Below are 15,912 nucleotides of genomic sequence, written 5' to 3' on the forward strand. Positions count from 1 at the left end.
ATCGTTCCTTTCGCTTTACTATCTCTTGTATAATGCACTTAGAAAAACATTCTAGGAGGTCATTTTGGAAAATAACAAATACACTTTCCACACATTATTAGAGATTTTTCTCGTCTCATTTAAATTAGGACTTACTTCATTTGGTGGTCCTGTCGCCCATCTCGGCTATTTCCACCATGAATACGTGCAAAAAAGAAAATGGATGGATGAACGAAGCTATGGAGACTTAGTAGCACTATGTCAATTCCTTCCTGGTCCTGCTAGCAGTCAAGTCGGTATGGGGGTTGGATTATTAAGGGGCGGACTATTAGGAGCTATTATTTCATGGATTGGATTCACTTTACCGTCTGTGCTTGTTTTAGTTTTCTTCGCCTCATTCCTTAATCAGTTCGATCTTGGAAGTGCTGGCTGGATTCATGGACTAAAACTTGTAGCAGTCGCCATTGTCGCTCATGCCATATGGGGAATGGCACAAAAATTAACGCCAGACCGAAATCGTGCGACGATTGCTATCGTAACTGCCGCAATCGCCTTACTATGGCCAAACAGCTGGACACAAGTCATTCTCATTATAATATCTGGCTTTATCGGCTGGTTTTTATATCGCAACCAACCAATTAGCCAATCTCAAAATATAAAAGTACCTATTTCAAAAACGATAGCAGTTTCTTGTCTCATCTTATTCTTCGGACTATTACTGTTGCTACCAATATTAAGACCGTTCTCATATTACATCGCTTTATTTGATAGTTTCTATCGCTCTGGCGCACTTGTATTTGGAGGCGGACACGTCGTGCTACCCCTTCTTGAAGGTGAGTTCGTACAAAACGGAATGATGACGAAAGAACAGTTCCTAGCTGGATACGGATTAACACAAGCCGTACCAGGTCCACTATTTACATTCGCTTCTTATATAGGAGCTATGTTAAACGGGACGCTTGGGGCAATACTCGCAACAATTGCGATCTTTCTTCCTGCCTTCTTGCTCGTTATTGGTGTTTTACCATTTTGGGACAGTGTGAGAAAAACCTCTTATATACAAGGTGCACTACTTGGAGTCAATGCAGCCGTTGTCGGTATTTTACTAGCAGCTTTTTATGACCCTATTTGGACAAGCACAATTATGAACGCTGTAGATTTTGTTTTTGCATCTCTTCTATTTTGCTTGCTCGCTTTTTGGAAAACACCACCTTGGGTTATCGTTATACTTGGAGCCTTTGGCGGATATATTTTATCCATTTTGTAAATAAAAAACGACGGCATTCTATAGCCGTCGTTTTTCTATTAAAACTTCACAAGCTCTATTCCTTCAGGCAACTCGCTCTCTGTTAAAATACGTAATTCTTTCACACGATCCATTACGTAAGAAGAACGCTTCACAAGCTCTGGATCAATATAAGCTGGATGAACCATAATTTCTACCGTTTGTTCACCTTGTACTCTTCCTTTTAACTTCACGAAGTAATCTTCCGTCACACCATCTGCGTAAAAATCACTGTAAAACACGTCAGAAAATGGGCGTACTGCTCGCTCTTCCTCACAACGACGAATTGGAACATTATATGTAGCAGCTAATCTCTCAAGAACATCGTGCAAAATTGGCAATCCATGTACGTGATGATGACTATCTAAATGGGTCGGTGTTAATCCGTAAGATAAGAATTTCTCAATTTGAGCAGTCCATTCTCTCTCAACTTCTTCGGGACTTAGCTTCCCTTCCCATACGATGCTTTGTTTATGAAACAACCCATCGCTATTTACAAGTGATGGTACGTCTCCAAGAAGCGGTTTCCCTGCCGTTAATACGAGATGTACTCCTACCCCTAACGTTTTATACTCTTTCGCTAAGCGTACCGCATGCTCTGTTCCTGGCATATTCATCATCATCGTCGTTGAATTTACAAGTCCATTTATATGTCCATCAATAATGCCATAATTTGTACCCTCAGTAAGACCGAAATCATCTGCATTTACAATTAACTTAATCATCGTAATACCTCCTAATAGAATAAAAAAAGCGGGCTAAATAGCGCCGCTTTATTTCTCTACCTTTTTGAAGAACTGCGGAAGATATTCTTTATGTGCTTCCAACATTTCATCTAAAATTTGTTTTGCAACTTTATCTGATGGTACAAGTGGATTAATTGTCATAGCAAGCAGCGCTTTATGATAATCTCCTGTAACAGCAGCTTCAATTGTTGTGCGCTCAAATGATTTAATTTGTTGTACTAAACCGCGAACTGGTACGGGAAGATCTCCGACCGCAATTGGTTTTGGACCTTCTTTCGTAATAATACAGTTCACTTCAACAGCAGAATCATGTGGTAAGCTTGCAATTGTTCCGTTGTTTCGTGTATTAACAGGCTGGATATCACCTTTATTATTGTAAATAGACGTAATTAAGCTACATGCTGCGTCACTATAATAAGCGCCGCCACGTTTTTCTAATTGTGGTGGTTTAATATCTAAGTTCGGGTCTTTGTATAACTCGAATAAATCATCTTCTAATTGTTTTACTACTTCTGCACGTGTACCTTTTTCAACTGAAGCTTCTTTCTCTTCTTCTAACATTTCACGTGTTTTGTAGTAATAACGATGGTATGGACATGGAATTGCACGAAGACCGCGAATAAAGTCTGGCTCCCAGTTAAGCGCTGCAATATTTTCCATCGTAATTTGCTTCTCTGGATCTGTTACAAGCTCTAACACACGATCCATTACACTTACGCCATCTAAATATACATCTAGTCCGTATACCATATGGTTTAAACCTGCGAAGTCAACGTGTACACGACTTGCATCTACTTCAAGTAATCTCGCAAGACCCATACGGATTCCGATTGGAACGTTACATAGACCAACTACTCTTTGAATATTTGTATAACGAAGGACAGCTTCTGTTACCATACCTGCTGGATTCGCGAAGTTAATTAACCATGCATTTGGACAAAGCTCCTCCATATCCTTACAAATATCTAAAATAACAGGAATCGTTCTCAATGCTTTGAATAAACCACCAGGACCATTCGTTTCCTGACCGATTACATCATATTTTAATGGGATTGCTTCATCTTTTGCACGAGCTTCTAATAACCCTACACGAAGCTGCGTAGTTACGAAATCAGCATCTTTTAATGCTTCGCGGCGATCGAGTGTTAAATGAACCTCGATTGGTAAACCAGATTTTTTCACCATACGTTTCGCTAAGTTACCAACGATTTCTAACTTCTCTTTTCCTGCCTCAATATCTACTAACCAAATTTCACGAACAGGAAGCTCATCATAACGTTTAATAAATCCTTCAATTAACTCTGGTGTATAACTAGATCCACCGCCGATTGTAGCAATTTTAATTCCAGTCATGCTTTATTCCCCTTTCGCTTCTAACTTTTTATAAAGGTCAATAAATTCTGCTGCTAATTCTTTTACTGTAATCGCATTCATTAAATGATCTTGTGCATGAATTAACAGAACACTAACCTCTGTTTTTTCTCCTCTTGCTTCTGATTGTATGAGCTCTGTTTGGAAATGATGCGCTTCATTAATCGCTTCTTTCGCCTTTACCATCGCTTCATCTGCTTCTGCCATTTTCCCCTGTTTGGCAAATTGAAGTGCCTCCATTGCAAAGCTTCGTGCATTACCACTATTTAAAATTAATTGGAATGGAATTTGTTCTGCTGTAGTCATCATAATTACCGCCCTCTCTATTATGGTTCAACCGACTTAAATACCCCTTCAGTTTGAACATTTCTATTAAAATATTAATTTATGAATGATAGTTTGGTGTTCTTGAAGATGGGTCTCATCTTTCTGAACATGATATAAAGGTAATTGTTCTCACAGACAATTTGTCTGTGAGAACAATTACTATGTTACATAGGTACAGAGTTGTTATTTCCTTGCGCTGCTGCTTTTTCAGTACGAACAACTGAACGGTCACATAACACAACGAATGGATAATAGATTACCATTGCAATTACAAAGTTGAATAACTGTAGAATCGCACCAGAAATATGTCCACCTGTTACAAGATAACCACTAATAATTGGTGGTGTTGCCCATGGAATCATCACAACGGTTTTTGGTACCCAACCAATAGATATAGCTGTATAAGAAGTAATTACTAATACAATTGGTGTTAAGATAAACGGTAAGAATAAAATTGGATTTAAAATAATTGGTGTACCAAAGATTACTGGTTCGTTAATGTTGAATGCACCTGGACCAATTGATAGACGAGATACACCGCGTAATTGTGCACTTTTTGCTACGAGTAATACGACCACTAAGAACGCTAATGTTGCACCAGAACCACCAAGATATACGAAAGTATCAAAGAATGGTTTTGTAATAATGTTTGGAACATCAAATGCAGATGTACCACCTTTGAATAAATTCATATTTTTCTCTAATGCCGGTAAGTATAATGGCTCAATAATACCACCAACGATATTTGGACCATGTAAGCCGAAGAACCAAAGAAGATGAACAAGGAGTACAATGACAATTGCACTTGGTAATGTCCCTGCTAAACTTTGCAGTGGTGATTGAATCGTATTAAAGATAAATTCATGAACACTTGTACCAGCTAATTTCACTGCTAATTGAATACCTGCAACTACTGTTAAGATAACAAATGCTGGAACTATAGCTGCGAAAGATCTTAAAACTGCTGGTGGTACTCCATCAGGCATTTTAAAAGTAATATTTCTTTGTACAAAGAAACGGAATACCTCAGTAACAAGGAGTGCCACGATAATTGCTACGAATAACCCTTGTGCACCTGTCCAAGCTAAGTTCAATCCGCCTTCTTTCGGTGTTGTTGGCGTAAGAATAATTAACGCACCAAATGAAATAATACCTGCTGACAAACCATCAACGCCGTAAGATTTTGCTAAGTTATAACTTGTTGTAAATGCTATGATTAGTGCTAGAATTGCGAAAGAACCAGTCCACATTCCACCGCCAACTTGTTTCCACGTTTCACCAAACAAACCTTTCATGAAATCTTGGAAAGCGTCAGACGGAAAACCATTAATTAGTGATGCCAGTGCACCAACTAAAATAAGTGGCATAACTGCAATAAATCCATCACGGATCGCAGCTAAGTGACGTTGCGATCCGATTTTACCAGCGACAGGAACAATATATTTCTCCATAAATGCAATAAATTTTTGCATTTCGCTTCCCCCCTAATTATTTTTTAAGTGTTAATGCGTGATCTAAAACTGCTTCTCCATTCATCATGCCGTAGTGCATTGGATTGATAACGTCGATTCCAACGTTTCTCTCATCAGCAAGCGTTTTCATTGAAGAAAGCATGTAACGAACTTGTGGTCCTAGTAATAATACATCTGCTTGATCGATATTCGTTTTTACTGCATCCCCAGATACAGCCCAAATCTTTCCTTCTAGACCGCGAGCTTTTGCAGCCGCTTCCATTTTTGTAACTAGTAAACTTGTAGACATCCCTGCTGAGCAACATAATAAAATATTCATTTGAAAATCCCCCTTGTGTAGTATAAAAAGTTTATGTTTATTTATTTTTCTTTACGCTATTTATCAATGCAATTAGCGTGCCAACTTTTTAAAACCACTAAAATCAGCACTTTTTCGACTGTTTTCTTTGTGTGTTAACGCTTTCAATTAGTGTGTCACCAAAAAACCACACAGTGTGTTATAAAACAACACGCTTTTAATACATAACTGTATGAAAATAGATTAGTGTTTAGTTGTCTAGTTGTGTTTAAAACAAAAAAACACTAAAAAATTTTTTTAGCTTGAAAATCTATTAAAAATAAACTCCTCTTGAACACACTCCCTTATCTATTGTCCAAGCAAACTCTACTAAATTACATAGAATAAAATAAAATAACACAATTCGAAAGGGGATTCCTATGCCAAAACATAGAAAACAAAGCAAAATAAAGATTTATAGAATAACAAGCTATAAAAAAGACAAACGTTCTGAATTAGACTCTGACAAATTTGAACTAGAACAGCAGGAAATAGAAAACAAACAGGACAAGCACGGTAAACAGGATAAACAAGACAAACAGGACAAACAAGATAAACAAGACAAACAAGATAAACAAGATAAACAAGACAAACAAGATAAACAAGACAAACAAGACAAACAGGACAAACAGGACAAACAGGACAAGCAAGTACAATCGGAAAATGTAATCATAGTACCCACAGATTCACACAACTTAGATGTGTGGGATGAGATTTCTCTAAAGGAAATACAAGCTGGTGAACATACAAATTTATTTGCGGAACAAAGTAATTATCAAAATATTACTTTGTTACAAGTAAGCGATGTCCGTTTATATTTGGACAAACAACTACAATTTAGTTCCGTCGATGAGCAAATTTATCATGAAGCACTTGTACATCCAATTATGTCAAAAGTAATTGATCCAAAACGCGTTCTCATATTAGGCGGTGGCGATGGTCTTGCCCTACGAGAAGTTTTAAAATATGAAACTGTACTACATGTAGACCTTGTTGACTTAGATGGATCGATGATTGATATGGCTCGTAATGTTCCTGAATTAGTTTCTTTAAACAAAAGTGCATTTTTTGATAATCGTGTAAATACACACGTATGTGATGCAAAAGAATTTTTAAGCTCTCCTTCCTCTTTATACGATGTAATCATTATTGATTTTCCAGACCCAGCGACAGAGTTGTTAAGTACTTTATATACAAGCGAACTTTTTGCTCGTATAGCTACATTCTTAACAGAAGACGGCGCGTTCGTCTGTCAATCTAATTCCCCTGCTGATGCACCTCTAGTATACTGGAGTATCGGTAACACAATTGAACATGCTGGATTAACTGTGAAAAGTTATCATACAATCGTTCCTTCTTTCGGAACTGACTGGGGATTTCATATTGCCGCTAATTCTGCCTATGTACTCGATCAAATTGAGCAATTATATGTAGTGCCATCTCCTCGAACATTACCCTCTCTTCTTTCTCCTTTATTTCAATTTAAAGAAGAACATTTGGAACAACGTAATCTCGCTCTTCTAAACTCAGAATCGAATCTTATCCTACACCAATGCTACAAAAAGGAAATGGAGTTTTGACGATATTATAGTAAGGAGTGCTACCTTATGGAATATTCTACTTTCGGTAAGCATATAATAGTAGATTTATGGGGAGTGGATTCTCCCCTATTAGATGATATTTACTTTTTAGAACATCATTTAGTTGCCGCTGCAGATCAATCTGGTGCACACGTTTTAAACGTAAGTAAAAAAAAATTCCAGCCTTATGGCGTTACTGTATTAATTTTGCTATCAGAAAGCCACCTTTCTATTCACACTTATCCAGAAAAAAACTTTGCAGCAATTGATTGTTATACATGCGGTACAACCGTTGAACCGCAAATAGCGATTGATTATATCGTAAGTATATTAAAACCAAATGAGATGCATATAAAAAAACTAATTCGTGGTATAGGAGAAATTGTTACTACCGATTAAATATCACTCTTACTCATTTGTAAAAAGGAGGATTGTAAATACCATCAGTGGAATGAACATTCCACTGATGGTACAGAAACATACATAAAAAAACCTTGCATACGCAAGGTTTATTCAGATATTGACATCTTCCTATATAATTCTACAAATTCACTCGCTAATTCCTTCACCGTAATTGCATTCATTAAATGATCTTGCGCGTGCACCATCAGAAGGGTAACTTCGGTCTTTTCACCACCCGCTTCTTTCTGTATGAGCTCCGTTTGTACACGGTGCGCCTCTTTTAATTCCTCTAACGCTTCTTGTAATTTCGCTTCTGCTTCTGTAAATTCTCCACGCTTTGCGCAATCAATTGCTTCCATTGAACAACTTCTCGCATTTCCCCCATGCAAAATTAAGTGAAAAGCCTTCGTTTCTATCGTATCCATTTTAGTTCTTTACTCCCCCTTTTCTTCCGCTAACTTTTGTTTATCCCATATTTTTAAGAACGGTAAATAAATGAAGAATGCTAGTGCAAAGTTAACGAGTTGCAAAATAACACCTGAAATTTTTCCGCCTGATCCCAAATATCCACTAAACAGAATCGGTGTCGTCCAAGGTACAGCAGCTCCGCTCGGACGGGCAACTAGCCCCCATTCCATCGCAAAGTAAGAAACAATCGTTAATACAACCGGAACTACTATAAATGGAATCAGTAAAAGTGGATTCATGACAATTGGCATACCGAAAGTCACCATTTCATTAATATTAAAAATACCAGGTGCAATCGACAATCGGCCTATACTTTTTAATTGCTGACTTCGCGCAAACAATAACATTCCGACAACTAAAGCTAGTGTTGCACCAGAACCGCCCATATAAATCCATAAATCAAAAAACTGTGCGGTAATCGTATTCGGTACATCTTGACCCGCTTGAAAAGCAACTCGGTTTTGATCCATTAACGATAACCAAATTGGGCTCATTACACCACCAACAATTGCAGCACCATGAATTCCGCATGCCCAAAGAACATGGACAATGATAACTGCAATTACTGCACCCCAAAGACTAGCTCCCAGTACACTAAGCGGCTCTTGCAGCAACTTCCCTACAACATTATGAATACTACCGAAAGTCGTTTGTTCAAAAATCAGTCTAATGATCCAAACAACTGTCACAACAATAAATCCCGGAATAAGTGCTGCAAATGAACGCGTTACTGCTGGTGGAACTGTCTCAGGCATTTTTATAATCATCTTTTTCTGCACAATAAATCGGTAAATTTCAGTAGATATAATTGCAATAATCATCGCCACAAACAGTCCTTGGCTTCCCATTAATGCAGCTGGGATTGCTCCGTCTACAATTACACTTTCCTTCGTGCTTGGTATGATATATGCAACTTGAAAGGGAGTTGCAAGTAAAAACGTCACAAGCGACAATGCCCCGGATGCTAAAGCATCCACTTTATAATATTCCCCAAGTCTGTAAGCGATTCCAAAAACAGCTATTAAAGCCATTATATTAAAAGTTGCACTAACTGGATACCCCAAAGCCCTCTGCCAATTCTCCCCAAACAACCCTGCCATAAAATCATTATACCCTGGTATTGGTAGCGCACTAATGATAAGGAAAAATGATCCAATAATTAAGAACGGCATCGTCAAAATAATTCCATCACGAATTGCTTGCAAATGCCTCTGTTCTGCAACCTTTCCCGCTACTGGCATTACATATTTCTCTAAAAACCGTATCATCTATCCCACTCTCCTCATGGTTTCATTGACAAAGCTGCTTGTAAGATAGCTTCTCCATTACAAAGCCCGTAATGGACAGATTGAATGACATCCACAGGTACTCCCTTCTCCTTACATAACTCTTTCATTTTCGGTAATAAATAACGTACTTGCGGTCCAAGTAAAAGTACATCAGCTTCATCTATGTGACTATTTACTTCAGAACCTGATACAGCCCAAATCTTTACCTCTATCCCTCTTGCCTCTGCTGCTTTCTCCATTTTTGTAACAATCAAACTGGAAGACATTCCCGCTGCACAGCAAAGTAAAATATTCATCCCTTTCCCCTCCCCTTTTTCTAAACCTAAGCCACGGTGCATTCCTTGCCACCACTAGGTTACAAATATATATGTCTAGATTTCCTGCTGTATGCCGAGCTTAAAAACAAAAATTTCTCGGTTTTCACGCTATTCCATCTATCATTATCCTCCTAGTAAAGAGGACTCTAACTCGCTATAATAATTCAGTATGATTTTTTTAATTGATAGGAGGATATATTTATGAAGGCATATCGCTTTCCACTTATTTTATTATCTTCTATCCTAATTGGTGGTTTCATTGGTTATTTCATGGGTGCCGATGCAGTTGCTTTAAAGCCGCTTGGTGACATTTTCTTAAACTTAATGTTTACGATTGTTGTACCGTTAGTGTTCTTTAGCATCGCATCATCTATTGCTAATATGGATGGATTAAAACGTTTCGGTAAAATTATGTCTAGTATGGCTGGGACTTTCTTATTTACAAGTATTTTAGCTGCTATTTTTATGATTATTGTCGTGAAAGTATTCCCGCCAGCACAAGGTGTTGTATTAGAACTAACACAACCTGACAAGGCTGACAAAGCTGTTAGTGTTGCTGATCAAATTGTTGGTATTATAACAGTATCTGACTTCTCAAAGTTACTATCTCGTGAAAATATGTTAGCTCTTATTTTCTTCTCTATTTTAATGGGGGTTGCAACTTCAGCAGTTGGTGAAAAAGGAAAGCCATTCGCTACATTCTTACAAGCTGGTGCAGAAATTTCAATGAAAGTTGTATCTTTCATTATGTACTACGCTCCAATCGGACTCGCTGCTTACTTCGCGGCATTAGTTGGTGAATTCGGACCACAACTTCTTGGAACTTACTTCCGAGCAGCAATGGTATACTATCCAGCGTCTCTAATTTACTTCTTTGTATTCTTCACGTTCTATGCATACCTTGCGGGTCGCAAGCAAGGTGTACAAATTTTTTGGAAGAACATGGTCTCTCCTACAGTTACATCACTAGCAACTTGTAGTAGTGCTGCTAGTATTCCAGCGAACTTGGAAGCAACGAAGAAAATGGGGATCTCTTCTGACGTTCGTGAAACAGTTGTCCTTCTTGGATCTACACTTCATAAAGACGGATCTGTTTTAGGTGGCGTATTAAAAATTGCTTTCTTATTCGGTATTTTCAACATGGAATTCGAAGGACCGAAAACATTAGCAATTGCACTTGTTGTTTCTCTATTAGTAGGAACAGTAATGGGCGCTATTCCAGGTGGTGGTATGATTGGTGAAATGTTAATCGTTTCTCTATACGGCTTCCCGCCAGAAGCATTGCCAATTATCGCAGCAATTAGTACAATCATTGATCCTCCTGCAACGATGTTAAACGTAACAGCAGATAACGCTTGTGCCGTAATGACAGCTCGCCTTGTAGAAGGTAAGAACTGGATCAAAAACAAATTTGCTTAATAAATAGAAAGAGGATGCTCGTTTGGAGCATCCTCTTTTTTTCGTTATTTGTTGATAAGTCGATATATTGAAAAAATCGTTGATATATTTGAAGTTATAATATATATATCCGAAAAATCGTTGATATATTTGAAGTTATAACAGATATATCCGAAAAATCGTTGATATCTCCTCCCGCCACAAATTTGTTAAAATCTTCACAAATATTCCACACCTATCATCCATTCTCCGTACTATAATCATGTATGGAAAAGGAGATGGACACAATGACACAAAGCGCACCAGAATTTAAAGTTTTGCAAAGCATTGCATTCCTTGCTGTCGTTTTGCAAAGTTCGTTATTATATACAATGAATCAAGGAAATGTCTTACTTGAGCAATCCCTCATTATGGGCATGCTATTCAACCTTGCAAAATTTTCGGCACCTGCATTTATATTTATCGTTGGCTTTCACTTAATTCGGCAATATACGAAGCAACTGGCCTACACAGAATATATTTATGAAAAAGCCGCACATTTACTCATTCCTTATTTCTTCTGGTCTATTCTTTACTTATTAACAACAAACGATATGATTACACTACAAAGCGGAATCAAAAGTTTATTACTCGGAACAGCCGCGCCCCATCTTTGGTACGTTATTATGATGTTCCAAATTCACTTATTGTTCCCTTTGCTATGCACACTATTTTATTGGTTTCAAAAACGAACAGAAAATAAAAAAGACATATATAAATATATGACCATCTTTGCTTGTCTATATTTCCTCTTAATGTGGTATTCTTCCCACTACATTTTTAATGGAGAGAAATTGACTAGCTCAACCATTTTACATTATACAGATCGTTCCTTCTTCTTCTACTCATTCTATTTCGTCATGGGAGGAATCGCTGCTGTCGCACTAAAAACATGGCGTTTATTTGTCATGAAGCATATCCCGCTTATAACAATGTTATTTTTCGTCTTATTTCTATTCATCAATTATGAGTTATTTAGTTTTTACGGCGCAAACTCTATTCATTTAACCGTTTCGACTTATTTAAAACCGTCTATGTTTTTATATATCGTATGCGAAATTATCATACTTTACGTGCTTTCTATTACAATTGTACAGAGACGCGGTTTCTTATATAAAGCTTTACGATTTATCGGGAATTATACGTATGGTGCTTATTTAGCTCACTTTTTCTTCTTGCAACTATGTACAAAGTTTCTTTCTTTATTCACACTGCAAGAAAACACAATATTATATAGCCTATTATTATTTACAATGACAGCCACAATCTCGATTTCAGCAATGGTCATATGCAGTACGCTACCATTTCATACGTGGATTACAGGACCTTCCCCGACGACAAATGTGAAGTGGGCTAAGATTGTACTTCGAAAAAATCACGAAAAGGTATTCAAACCATATCTTTGATATAATAGAATTCCATACAAGAAAAGAAAGTAGGACACACCTATGATTAATCAAATTGGACAAATTATGTTATATGTAAATAATCAAGATGAAGCCGTACAATTTTGGACTGAGACAGTAGGATTCCAAATTATTGCGGAAGAAAATAACGGACAAGGCTTTCGCTGGATTGAAATTGCACCAACGAAAGAAGGAGGCACAAGCATCGTCCTTCACGATAAAGCGTTAATTGCGAAGATGCAACCTGAATTAAACTTACATACACCTTCACTTATGTTCTTCTCTAACAACTTAGATCAACTGTATAAAGATCTTTCTGAGAAAAACGTTACAGTTGGACAAGTTGTAGATTTACCTACAGGTAGAGCATTCAACTTTGCTGATAATGAAAACAATTACTTTGCGGTAATGGAGCGTAAATAAAAAAGAAGCTATCCTAAAAAAACGGATAGCTTCTTTCATTTTAAGAAACTTGTTCTACATTCGTTTCTTTATGCTGTATATGACTCGTGATCCAAGCAATTCCGCCGGCAACAACGAGGTAGCATAACAATATTAAAATTTGCGTTTGTAATTGCGACCAATCCCCTAAAGAGATAACATCTTGTAATCCTCTAAGAGAATGAGACATTGGGAGAAACTGTCCAATTTTGCTAAGAACAGCTATATTTAATTCTCCTGGGAAAGTACCCCCGCTCGTCGCTAATTGCAGGACGAGAAGCGTTACTGCTAAGAACTTTCCAACAAGACCAAATACCGTTACTAGCATAAGAATAAATGTCATGAACGTAAAGGAAATAACGATACTTGATAAAACAAAGAGTGGCACACTTGCAACTTCTAATTTCATAACTCCTAGCACAACCACATCTACAAGTAATGCTTGAATAAGTCCAATTAAATATACTAATCCTAGTTTATTAATAAAATGTACCGTTCCACTTACCTTCATATTTTGTCTACGACCAAGAGGTAAAATATTTGATGCCATAATTCCGCCAACATAAAATGCAAGCGATAAAAAATATGGTGCAATACCTGAACCGTAATTAGGCACATCAGAAACTGTCGACTTCACTAATTGAACCGGCTCTGAGAACATCGTATTGCGTGTATCATCATTGCGAACGTCCGCTATCTTCTCTGCGCCCTCTCCTAATTTCGTAGAAAGTTCTTTCGCACCATCGTCAAGTTTAACAAGTCCGTCTGCTAACTTATCAGCACCATGATTCAGCTCTGTTCCGCCAATCGCAAGGTGATTTACACCTTCTTGTAATGTTGTAAATCCATTTCCCCACTTCGTAAATCCATTAGCTACATTCGCAGCACCATCTGCTATCTTTTTCGTTCCAGCAGTAGCTTCGCTTAACTTAACTCCGAATGTATTCATACCTTCTTCAATCTTATTCTGACCGTCAGCAAGCTTCTTCGCACCTTGTGTCAATTGTTGTTGGCCACCATTTAAAGCGTTTGTTGCTTTAGCTAATCCGTTAGAAGTAGCAACGAGTTTTTGAAAAGCAGGATCTTGCTGCACTTCCGGATGACTTTTCACGTACTCTTCTAATTGTTGTTTTACACTATTAGCTGCATCATCCGCTTTTACTTGCCCTTCAGCAAGCTTCTCACTTCCATTCACCCATTCATTTGTACCAGCACTTAATTCACTAACTCCTGATTGTAATGTTTTTTCACCTTGCGCTAATAACTCCATACCACTATAAAGTGAGTTTGCTCCTTGACTCAGCTCATTTGCTCCCCCTGTTAAGGCAGATTGGCTGGATGCAAGCTTGTCACTTCCCTCTTTCAATTTCGATGTCCCGTCACTTAAACGATGAATACCACCTGCAAGCTCATTTGCTCCATTTCTTGCATCTGTCGTTCCTTCATGCAGCTTCTCAGCACCGTTACTTGCATCACTCAATCCTTGTGCTAAGTCTTGAAACTTTGAAAAGACACCTTCTGTATAAGATTTCGTAATACTATTTGAGATTTTTGTTTTCATATTTTCGACAGCTGTCGTTCCAATTTGCGCTGCTACAAAGTTTTTACCTGGATTTACTTTGTACCGAAGCTGCGCTGGCTCTGGTTTCTCATCCATAAGTGTACTTACCTTTTTAGAGAAATCCTCTGGAATCGTAACGACCATATAATACTTATCTTCTTTTAACCCTTCATCAGCATTTTTTTCTGATACGAAATGAAAAGCTAGTTCCTTATTCTCTTTTAAATTTTTAACAAAATCTTCTCCTGCATGAATTGTTTTTTCATCCATCGCAGCACCTTTATCTAAATTTACAATTGCAACAGGTAATTTATCTAATCGTCCGTACGGATCCCAATATCCAGCTAAAAAGAATCCTGAATAAATTAACGGAACGATTAATAAAAAAATTAAAGCGATACGTCCATGTTTATGATGCCACATCGCTTTCCAATCTTTAAATATAAGTTTAATACCCTTCATGAAACATACTCCTTCTCCTAATTTAACACCCTTCGAATGGTTTAACAGATTTACTATACACGCCCATTTTCATACTGTATAATACATCTTTAATTATCAATTCATTCCTTTTGGTCTATAGAAAGGAGAGTCAAAATGGAACTTCTTCAACTAAAATACTTTCAGGCAGTCGCACGATTAGAACATATGACAAAAGCCGCTGAAGAACTGCATATCGCACAACCTTCGCTTAGCAAAACAATTGCTAGATTAGAAAAGGACTTAGGCGTCCCGTTATTTGATCGCCAAGGTCGACAGATTACATTAAACTCTTTTGGAAAAGTATTTTTAAAACGAGTAGAGCGCATTTTTCATGAATTAAGTGAAGGCGAAAGAGAAATTAAAGATTTAGCTGAATTACAACAAAGCTCTATTACACTGGCAGTTTCTATCCCGAGAATATTACCAGAACTACTCGGCTCTTTTTTACTAGAACATCCTAACGTTCGATTCCAGCAATTTCTCGCATCTACTCCTTCTATGAAGCGACAACTAGATAATATAGAAATTGACTTTTGCATTTCTTCTGTGCCAATTGAAGGCGAGGAAATTATGTGGGAACCACTTATTACAGAAGAAATTTTCTTAGTTGTCCCTTCAGGTCATCGTTTATCAGGACGCGAAAGTATCCATCTGCATGAAGTAAAAGACGAACCATTTATTAGTATGAACACTGGTTACGGATTTCGGCACTTAACGGATAAATTTTGTAAAGAAGCTGGCTTCACTCCACATATCGCTTTTGAAGTAGATGAACCAACCGTGATTAGCGACCTTATTAAGCAAGGTCTCGGCATCGCCTTTGTCCCAAGTTTAACTTTATTAAAAAACTCTACTTTAGCATTAAATAAGTTACGTATTATTGAACCCAATTGCGAGCGGACTATCGGATTGAGTTGGTCGAAGAAACGCTACTTATCGAAAACTGCTCAGCAATTTCGTAAATTCGTAATTGACTACTTCTCCAGTATTAGAACGTAAAATTATATCGAC

General features: G+C 37.5%; 16 protein-coding genes. 7 read left to right on the forward strand and 9 right to left on the reverse strand.

Annotated elements, in window-relative coordinates; genetic code table 11:
• Positions 1–64: 64 nt before the first annotated feature.
• Positions 65–1,246 (forward strand): chromate transporter, encoded by a 1,182-nt coding sequence (locus JDS82_RS16720; RefSeq protein WP_000429775.1) that lies wholly within the window; start codon positions 65–67, stop codon positions 1,244–1,246.
• Between the two features lie 38 nt (positions 1,247–1,284).
• Here the strand turns inward: JDS82_RS16720 and chbG are convergent, their stop codons facing one another.
• The 5 genes from chbG to JDS82_RS16745 form a co-directional block, all read right to left on the reverse strand.
• The gene (gene chbG / locus JDS82_RS16725) at positions 1,285–1,989 is read right to left on the reverse strand and encodes a chitin disaccharide deacetylase (protein ID WP_000593474.1); all 705 of its coding nucleotides are present in this window, start codon (positions 1,987–1,989) and stop codon (positions 1,285–1,287) included.
• Positions 1,990–2,037: 48 nt separating this feature from the next.
• Positions 2,038–3,363: a 6-phospho-beta-glucosidase gene (celF, locus tag JDS82_RS16730; RefSeq protein WP_000145757.1), complete on the reverse strand. Its 1,326-nt coding sequence runs from the start codon at positions 3,361–3,363 to the stop codon at positions 2,038–2,040.
• 3 nt (positions 3,364–3,366) lie between these two features.
• Entirely contained in the window at positions 3,367–3,690 is a 324-nt protein-coding gene (locus JDS82_RS16735) for a PTS lactose/cellobiose transporter subunit IIA (RefSeq protein ID WP_000989055.1), read from the reverse strand.
• A 182-nt stretch (positions 3,691–3,872) separates the two neighbouring features.
• On the reverse strand, positions 3,873–5,180 hold the full coding sequence (gene celB, locus JDS82_RS16740) for a PTS cellobiose transporter subunit IIC (RefSeq protein WP_199713612.1): 1,308 nt from the start codon (positions 5,178–5,180) through the stop codon (positions 3,873–3,875).
• 16 nt (positions 5,181–5,196) lie between these two features.
• The gene (locus tag JDS82_RS16745; protein WP_001023569.1) at positions 5,197–5,499 is read right to left on the reverse strand and encodes a PTS sugar transporter subunit IIB; all 303 of its coding nucleotides are present in this window, start codon (positions 5,497–5,499) and stop codon (positions 5,197–5,199) included.
• A 398-nt stretch (positions 5,500–5,897) separates the two neighbouring features.
• On the opposite strand from JDS82_RS16745, the gene JDS82_RS16750 reads away from it, so the two are divergent.
• Positions 5,898–7,097 (forward strand): polyamine aminopropyltransferase, encoded by a 1,200-nt coding sequence (locus JDS82_RS16750; protein WP_199713613.1) that lies wholly within the window; start codon positions 5,898–5,900, stop codon positions 7,095–7,097.
• A 27-nt stretch (positions 7,098–7,124) separates the two neighbouring features.
• Complete coding sequence (gene speD / locus JDS82_RS16755; RefSeq protein WP_074651559.1) at positions 7,125–7,496, forward strand: adenosylmethionine decarboxylase; 372 nt, start codon at positions 7,125–7,127, stop codon at positions 7,494–7,496.
• A 110-nt stretch (positions 7,497–7,606) separates the two neighbouring features.
• On the opposite strand, the gene JDS82_RS16760 is transcribed toward speD, so the two are convergent.
• The 3 genes from JDS82_RS16760 to JDS82_RS16770 are packed head-to-tail and all read right to left on the reverse strand — an operon-like array spanning position 7,607 to position 9,552.
• Positions 7,607–7,924, reverse strand: a complete 318-nt coding sequence (locus JDS82_RS16760) for a PTS sugar transporter subunit IIA (RefSeq protein WP_064470706.1) — start codon at positions 7,922–7,924, stop codon at positions 7,607–7,609.
• Between the two features lie 9 nt (positions 7,925–7,933).
• Entirely contained in the window at positions 7,934–9,235 is a 1,302-nt protein-coding gene (gene celB / locus JDS82_RS16765; protein ID WP_000617779.1) for a PTS cellobiose transporter subunit IIC, read from the reverse strand.
• Between the two features lie 14 nt (positions 9,236–9,249).
• On the reverse strand, positions 9,250–9,552 hold the full coding sequence (locus JDS82_RS16770) for a PTS sugar transporter subunit IIB (RefSeq protein ID WP_001023539.1): 303 nt from the start codon (positions 9,550–9,552) through the stop codon (positions 9,250–9,252).
• Between the two features lie 222 nt (positions 9,553–9,774).
• Here JDS82_RS16770 and JDS82_RS16775 point away from each other — a divergent pair, with 222 nt between their 5' ends.
• The 3 genes from JDS82_RS16775 (at position 9,775) to JDS82_RS16785 (ending at position 12,839) form a co-directional block, all read left to right on the forward strand.
• Positions 9,775–10,992 carry a dicarboxylate/amino acid:cation symporter gene (locus JDS82_RS16775; protein WP_000649364.1) on the forward strand — a complete coding sequence of 406 codons (1,218 nt, stop codon included), beginning with the start codon at positions 9,775–9,777 and terminating at the stop codon, positions 10,990–10,992.
• A gap of 266 nt (positions 10,993–11,258) precedes the next feature.
• Complete coding sequence (locus JDS82_RS16780) at positions 11,259–12,416, forward strand: acyltransferase (protein ID WP_199713614.1); 1,158 nt, start codon at positions 11,259–11,261, stop codon at positions 12,414–12,416.
• A 42-nt stretch (positions 12,417–12,458) separates the two neighbouring features.
• Positions 12,459–12,839 (forward strand): VOC family protein, encoded by a 381-nt coding sequence (locus JDS82_RS16785; protein WP_048542560.1) that lies wholly within the window; start codon positions 12,459–12,461, stop codon positions 12,837–12,839.
• 40 nt (positions 12,840–12,879) lie between these two features.
• Here JDS82_RS16785 and JDS82_RS16790 read toward each other — a convergent pair whose 3' ends face one another.
• A complete protein-coding gene (locus JDS82_RS16790; protein ID WP_064473140.1) occupies positions 12,880–14,880 on the reverse strand; it encodes a YhgE/Pip family protein in 2,001 nt (666 codons plus the stop codon).
• Between the two features lie 135 nt (positions 14,881–15,015).
• Here JDS82_RS16790 and JDS82_RS16795 point away from each other — a divergent pair, with 135 nt between their 5' ends.
• A complete protein-coding gene (locus JDS82_RS16795) occupies positions 15,016–15,900 on the forward strand; it encodes a LysR family transcriptional regulator (RefSeq protein WP_000421893.1) in 885 nt (294 codons plus the stop codon).
• Positions 15,901–15,912 lie beyond the last annotated feature (12 nt).

Source organism: Bacillus cereus group sp. N14 (assembly GCF_016483555.1).
GTDB classification, from domain to species: domain Bacteria; phylum Bacillota; class Bacilli; order Bacillales; family Bacillaceae_G; genus Bacillus_A; species Bacillus_A wiedmannii.

Excerpts from the sequence above, each read along its gene's own strand:
- JDS82_RS16790 (WP_064473140.1), bottom strand. The coding sequence starts at position 14,880 with ATGAAGGGTATTAAACTTATATTTAAAGATTGGAAAGCGATGTGGCAT.
- JDS82_RS16780 (WP_199713614.1), top strand. The coding sequence starts at position 11,259 with ATGACACAAAGCGCACCAGAATTTAAAGTTTTGCAAAGCATTGCATTC.
- JDS82_RS16775 (WP_000649364.1), top strand. The coding sequence starts at position 9,775 with ATGAAGGCATATCGCTTTCCACTTATTTTATTATCTTCTATCCTAATT.
- JDS82_RS16750 (WP_199713613.1), top strand. The coding sequence starts at position 5,898 with ATGCCAAAACATAGAAAACAAAGCAAAATAAAGATTTATAGAATAACA.
- celB (WP_199713612.1), bottom strand. The coding sequence starts at position 5,180 with ATGCAAAAATTTATTGCATTTATGGAGAAATATATTGTTCCTGTCGCT.
- JDS82_RS16785 (WP_048542560.1), top strand. The coding sequence starts at position 12,459 with ATGATTAATCAAATTGGACAAATTATGTTATATGTAAATAATCAAGAT.
- celF (WP_000145757.1), bottom strand. The coding sequence starts at position 3,363 with ATGACTGGAATTAAAATTGCTACAATCGGCGGTGGATCTAGTTATACA.
- JDS82_RS16795 (WP_000421893.1), top strand. The coding sequence starts at position 15,016 with ATGGAACTTCTTCAACTAAAATACTTTCAGGCAGTCGCACGATTAGAA.
- celB (WP_000617779.1), bottom strand. The coding sequence starts at position 9,235 with ATGATACGGTTTTTAGAGAAATATGTAATGCCAGTAGCGGGAAAGGTT.
- JDS82_RS16745 (WP_001023569.1), bottom strand. The coding sequence starts at position 5,499 with ATGAATATTTTATTATGTTGCTCAGCAGGGATGTCTACAAGTTTACTA.
- speD (WP_074651559.1), top strand. The coding sequence starts at position 7,125 with ATGGAATATTCTACTTTCGGTAAGCATATAATAGTAGATTTATGGGGA.
- JDS82_RS16760 (WP_064470706.1), bottom strand. The coding sequence starts at position 7,924 with ATGGATACGATAGAAACGAAGGCTTTTCACTTAATTTTGCATGGGGGA.
- JDS82_RS16770 (WP_001023539.1), bottom strand. The coding sequence starts at position 9,552 with ATGAATATTTTACTTTGCTGTGCAGCGGGAATGTCTTCCAGTTTGATT.
- JDS82_RS16735 (WP_000989055.1), bottom strand. The coding sequence starts at position 3,690 with ATGATGACTACAGCAGAACAAATTCCATTCCAATTAATTTTAAATAGT.
- chbG (WP_000593474.1), bottom strand. The coding sequence starts at position 1,989 with ATGATTAAGTTAATTGTAAATGCAGATGATTTCGGTCTTACTGAGGGT.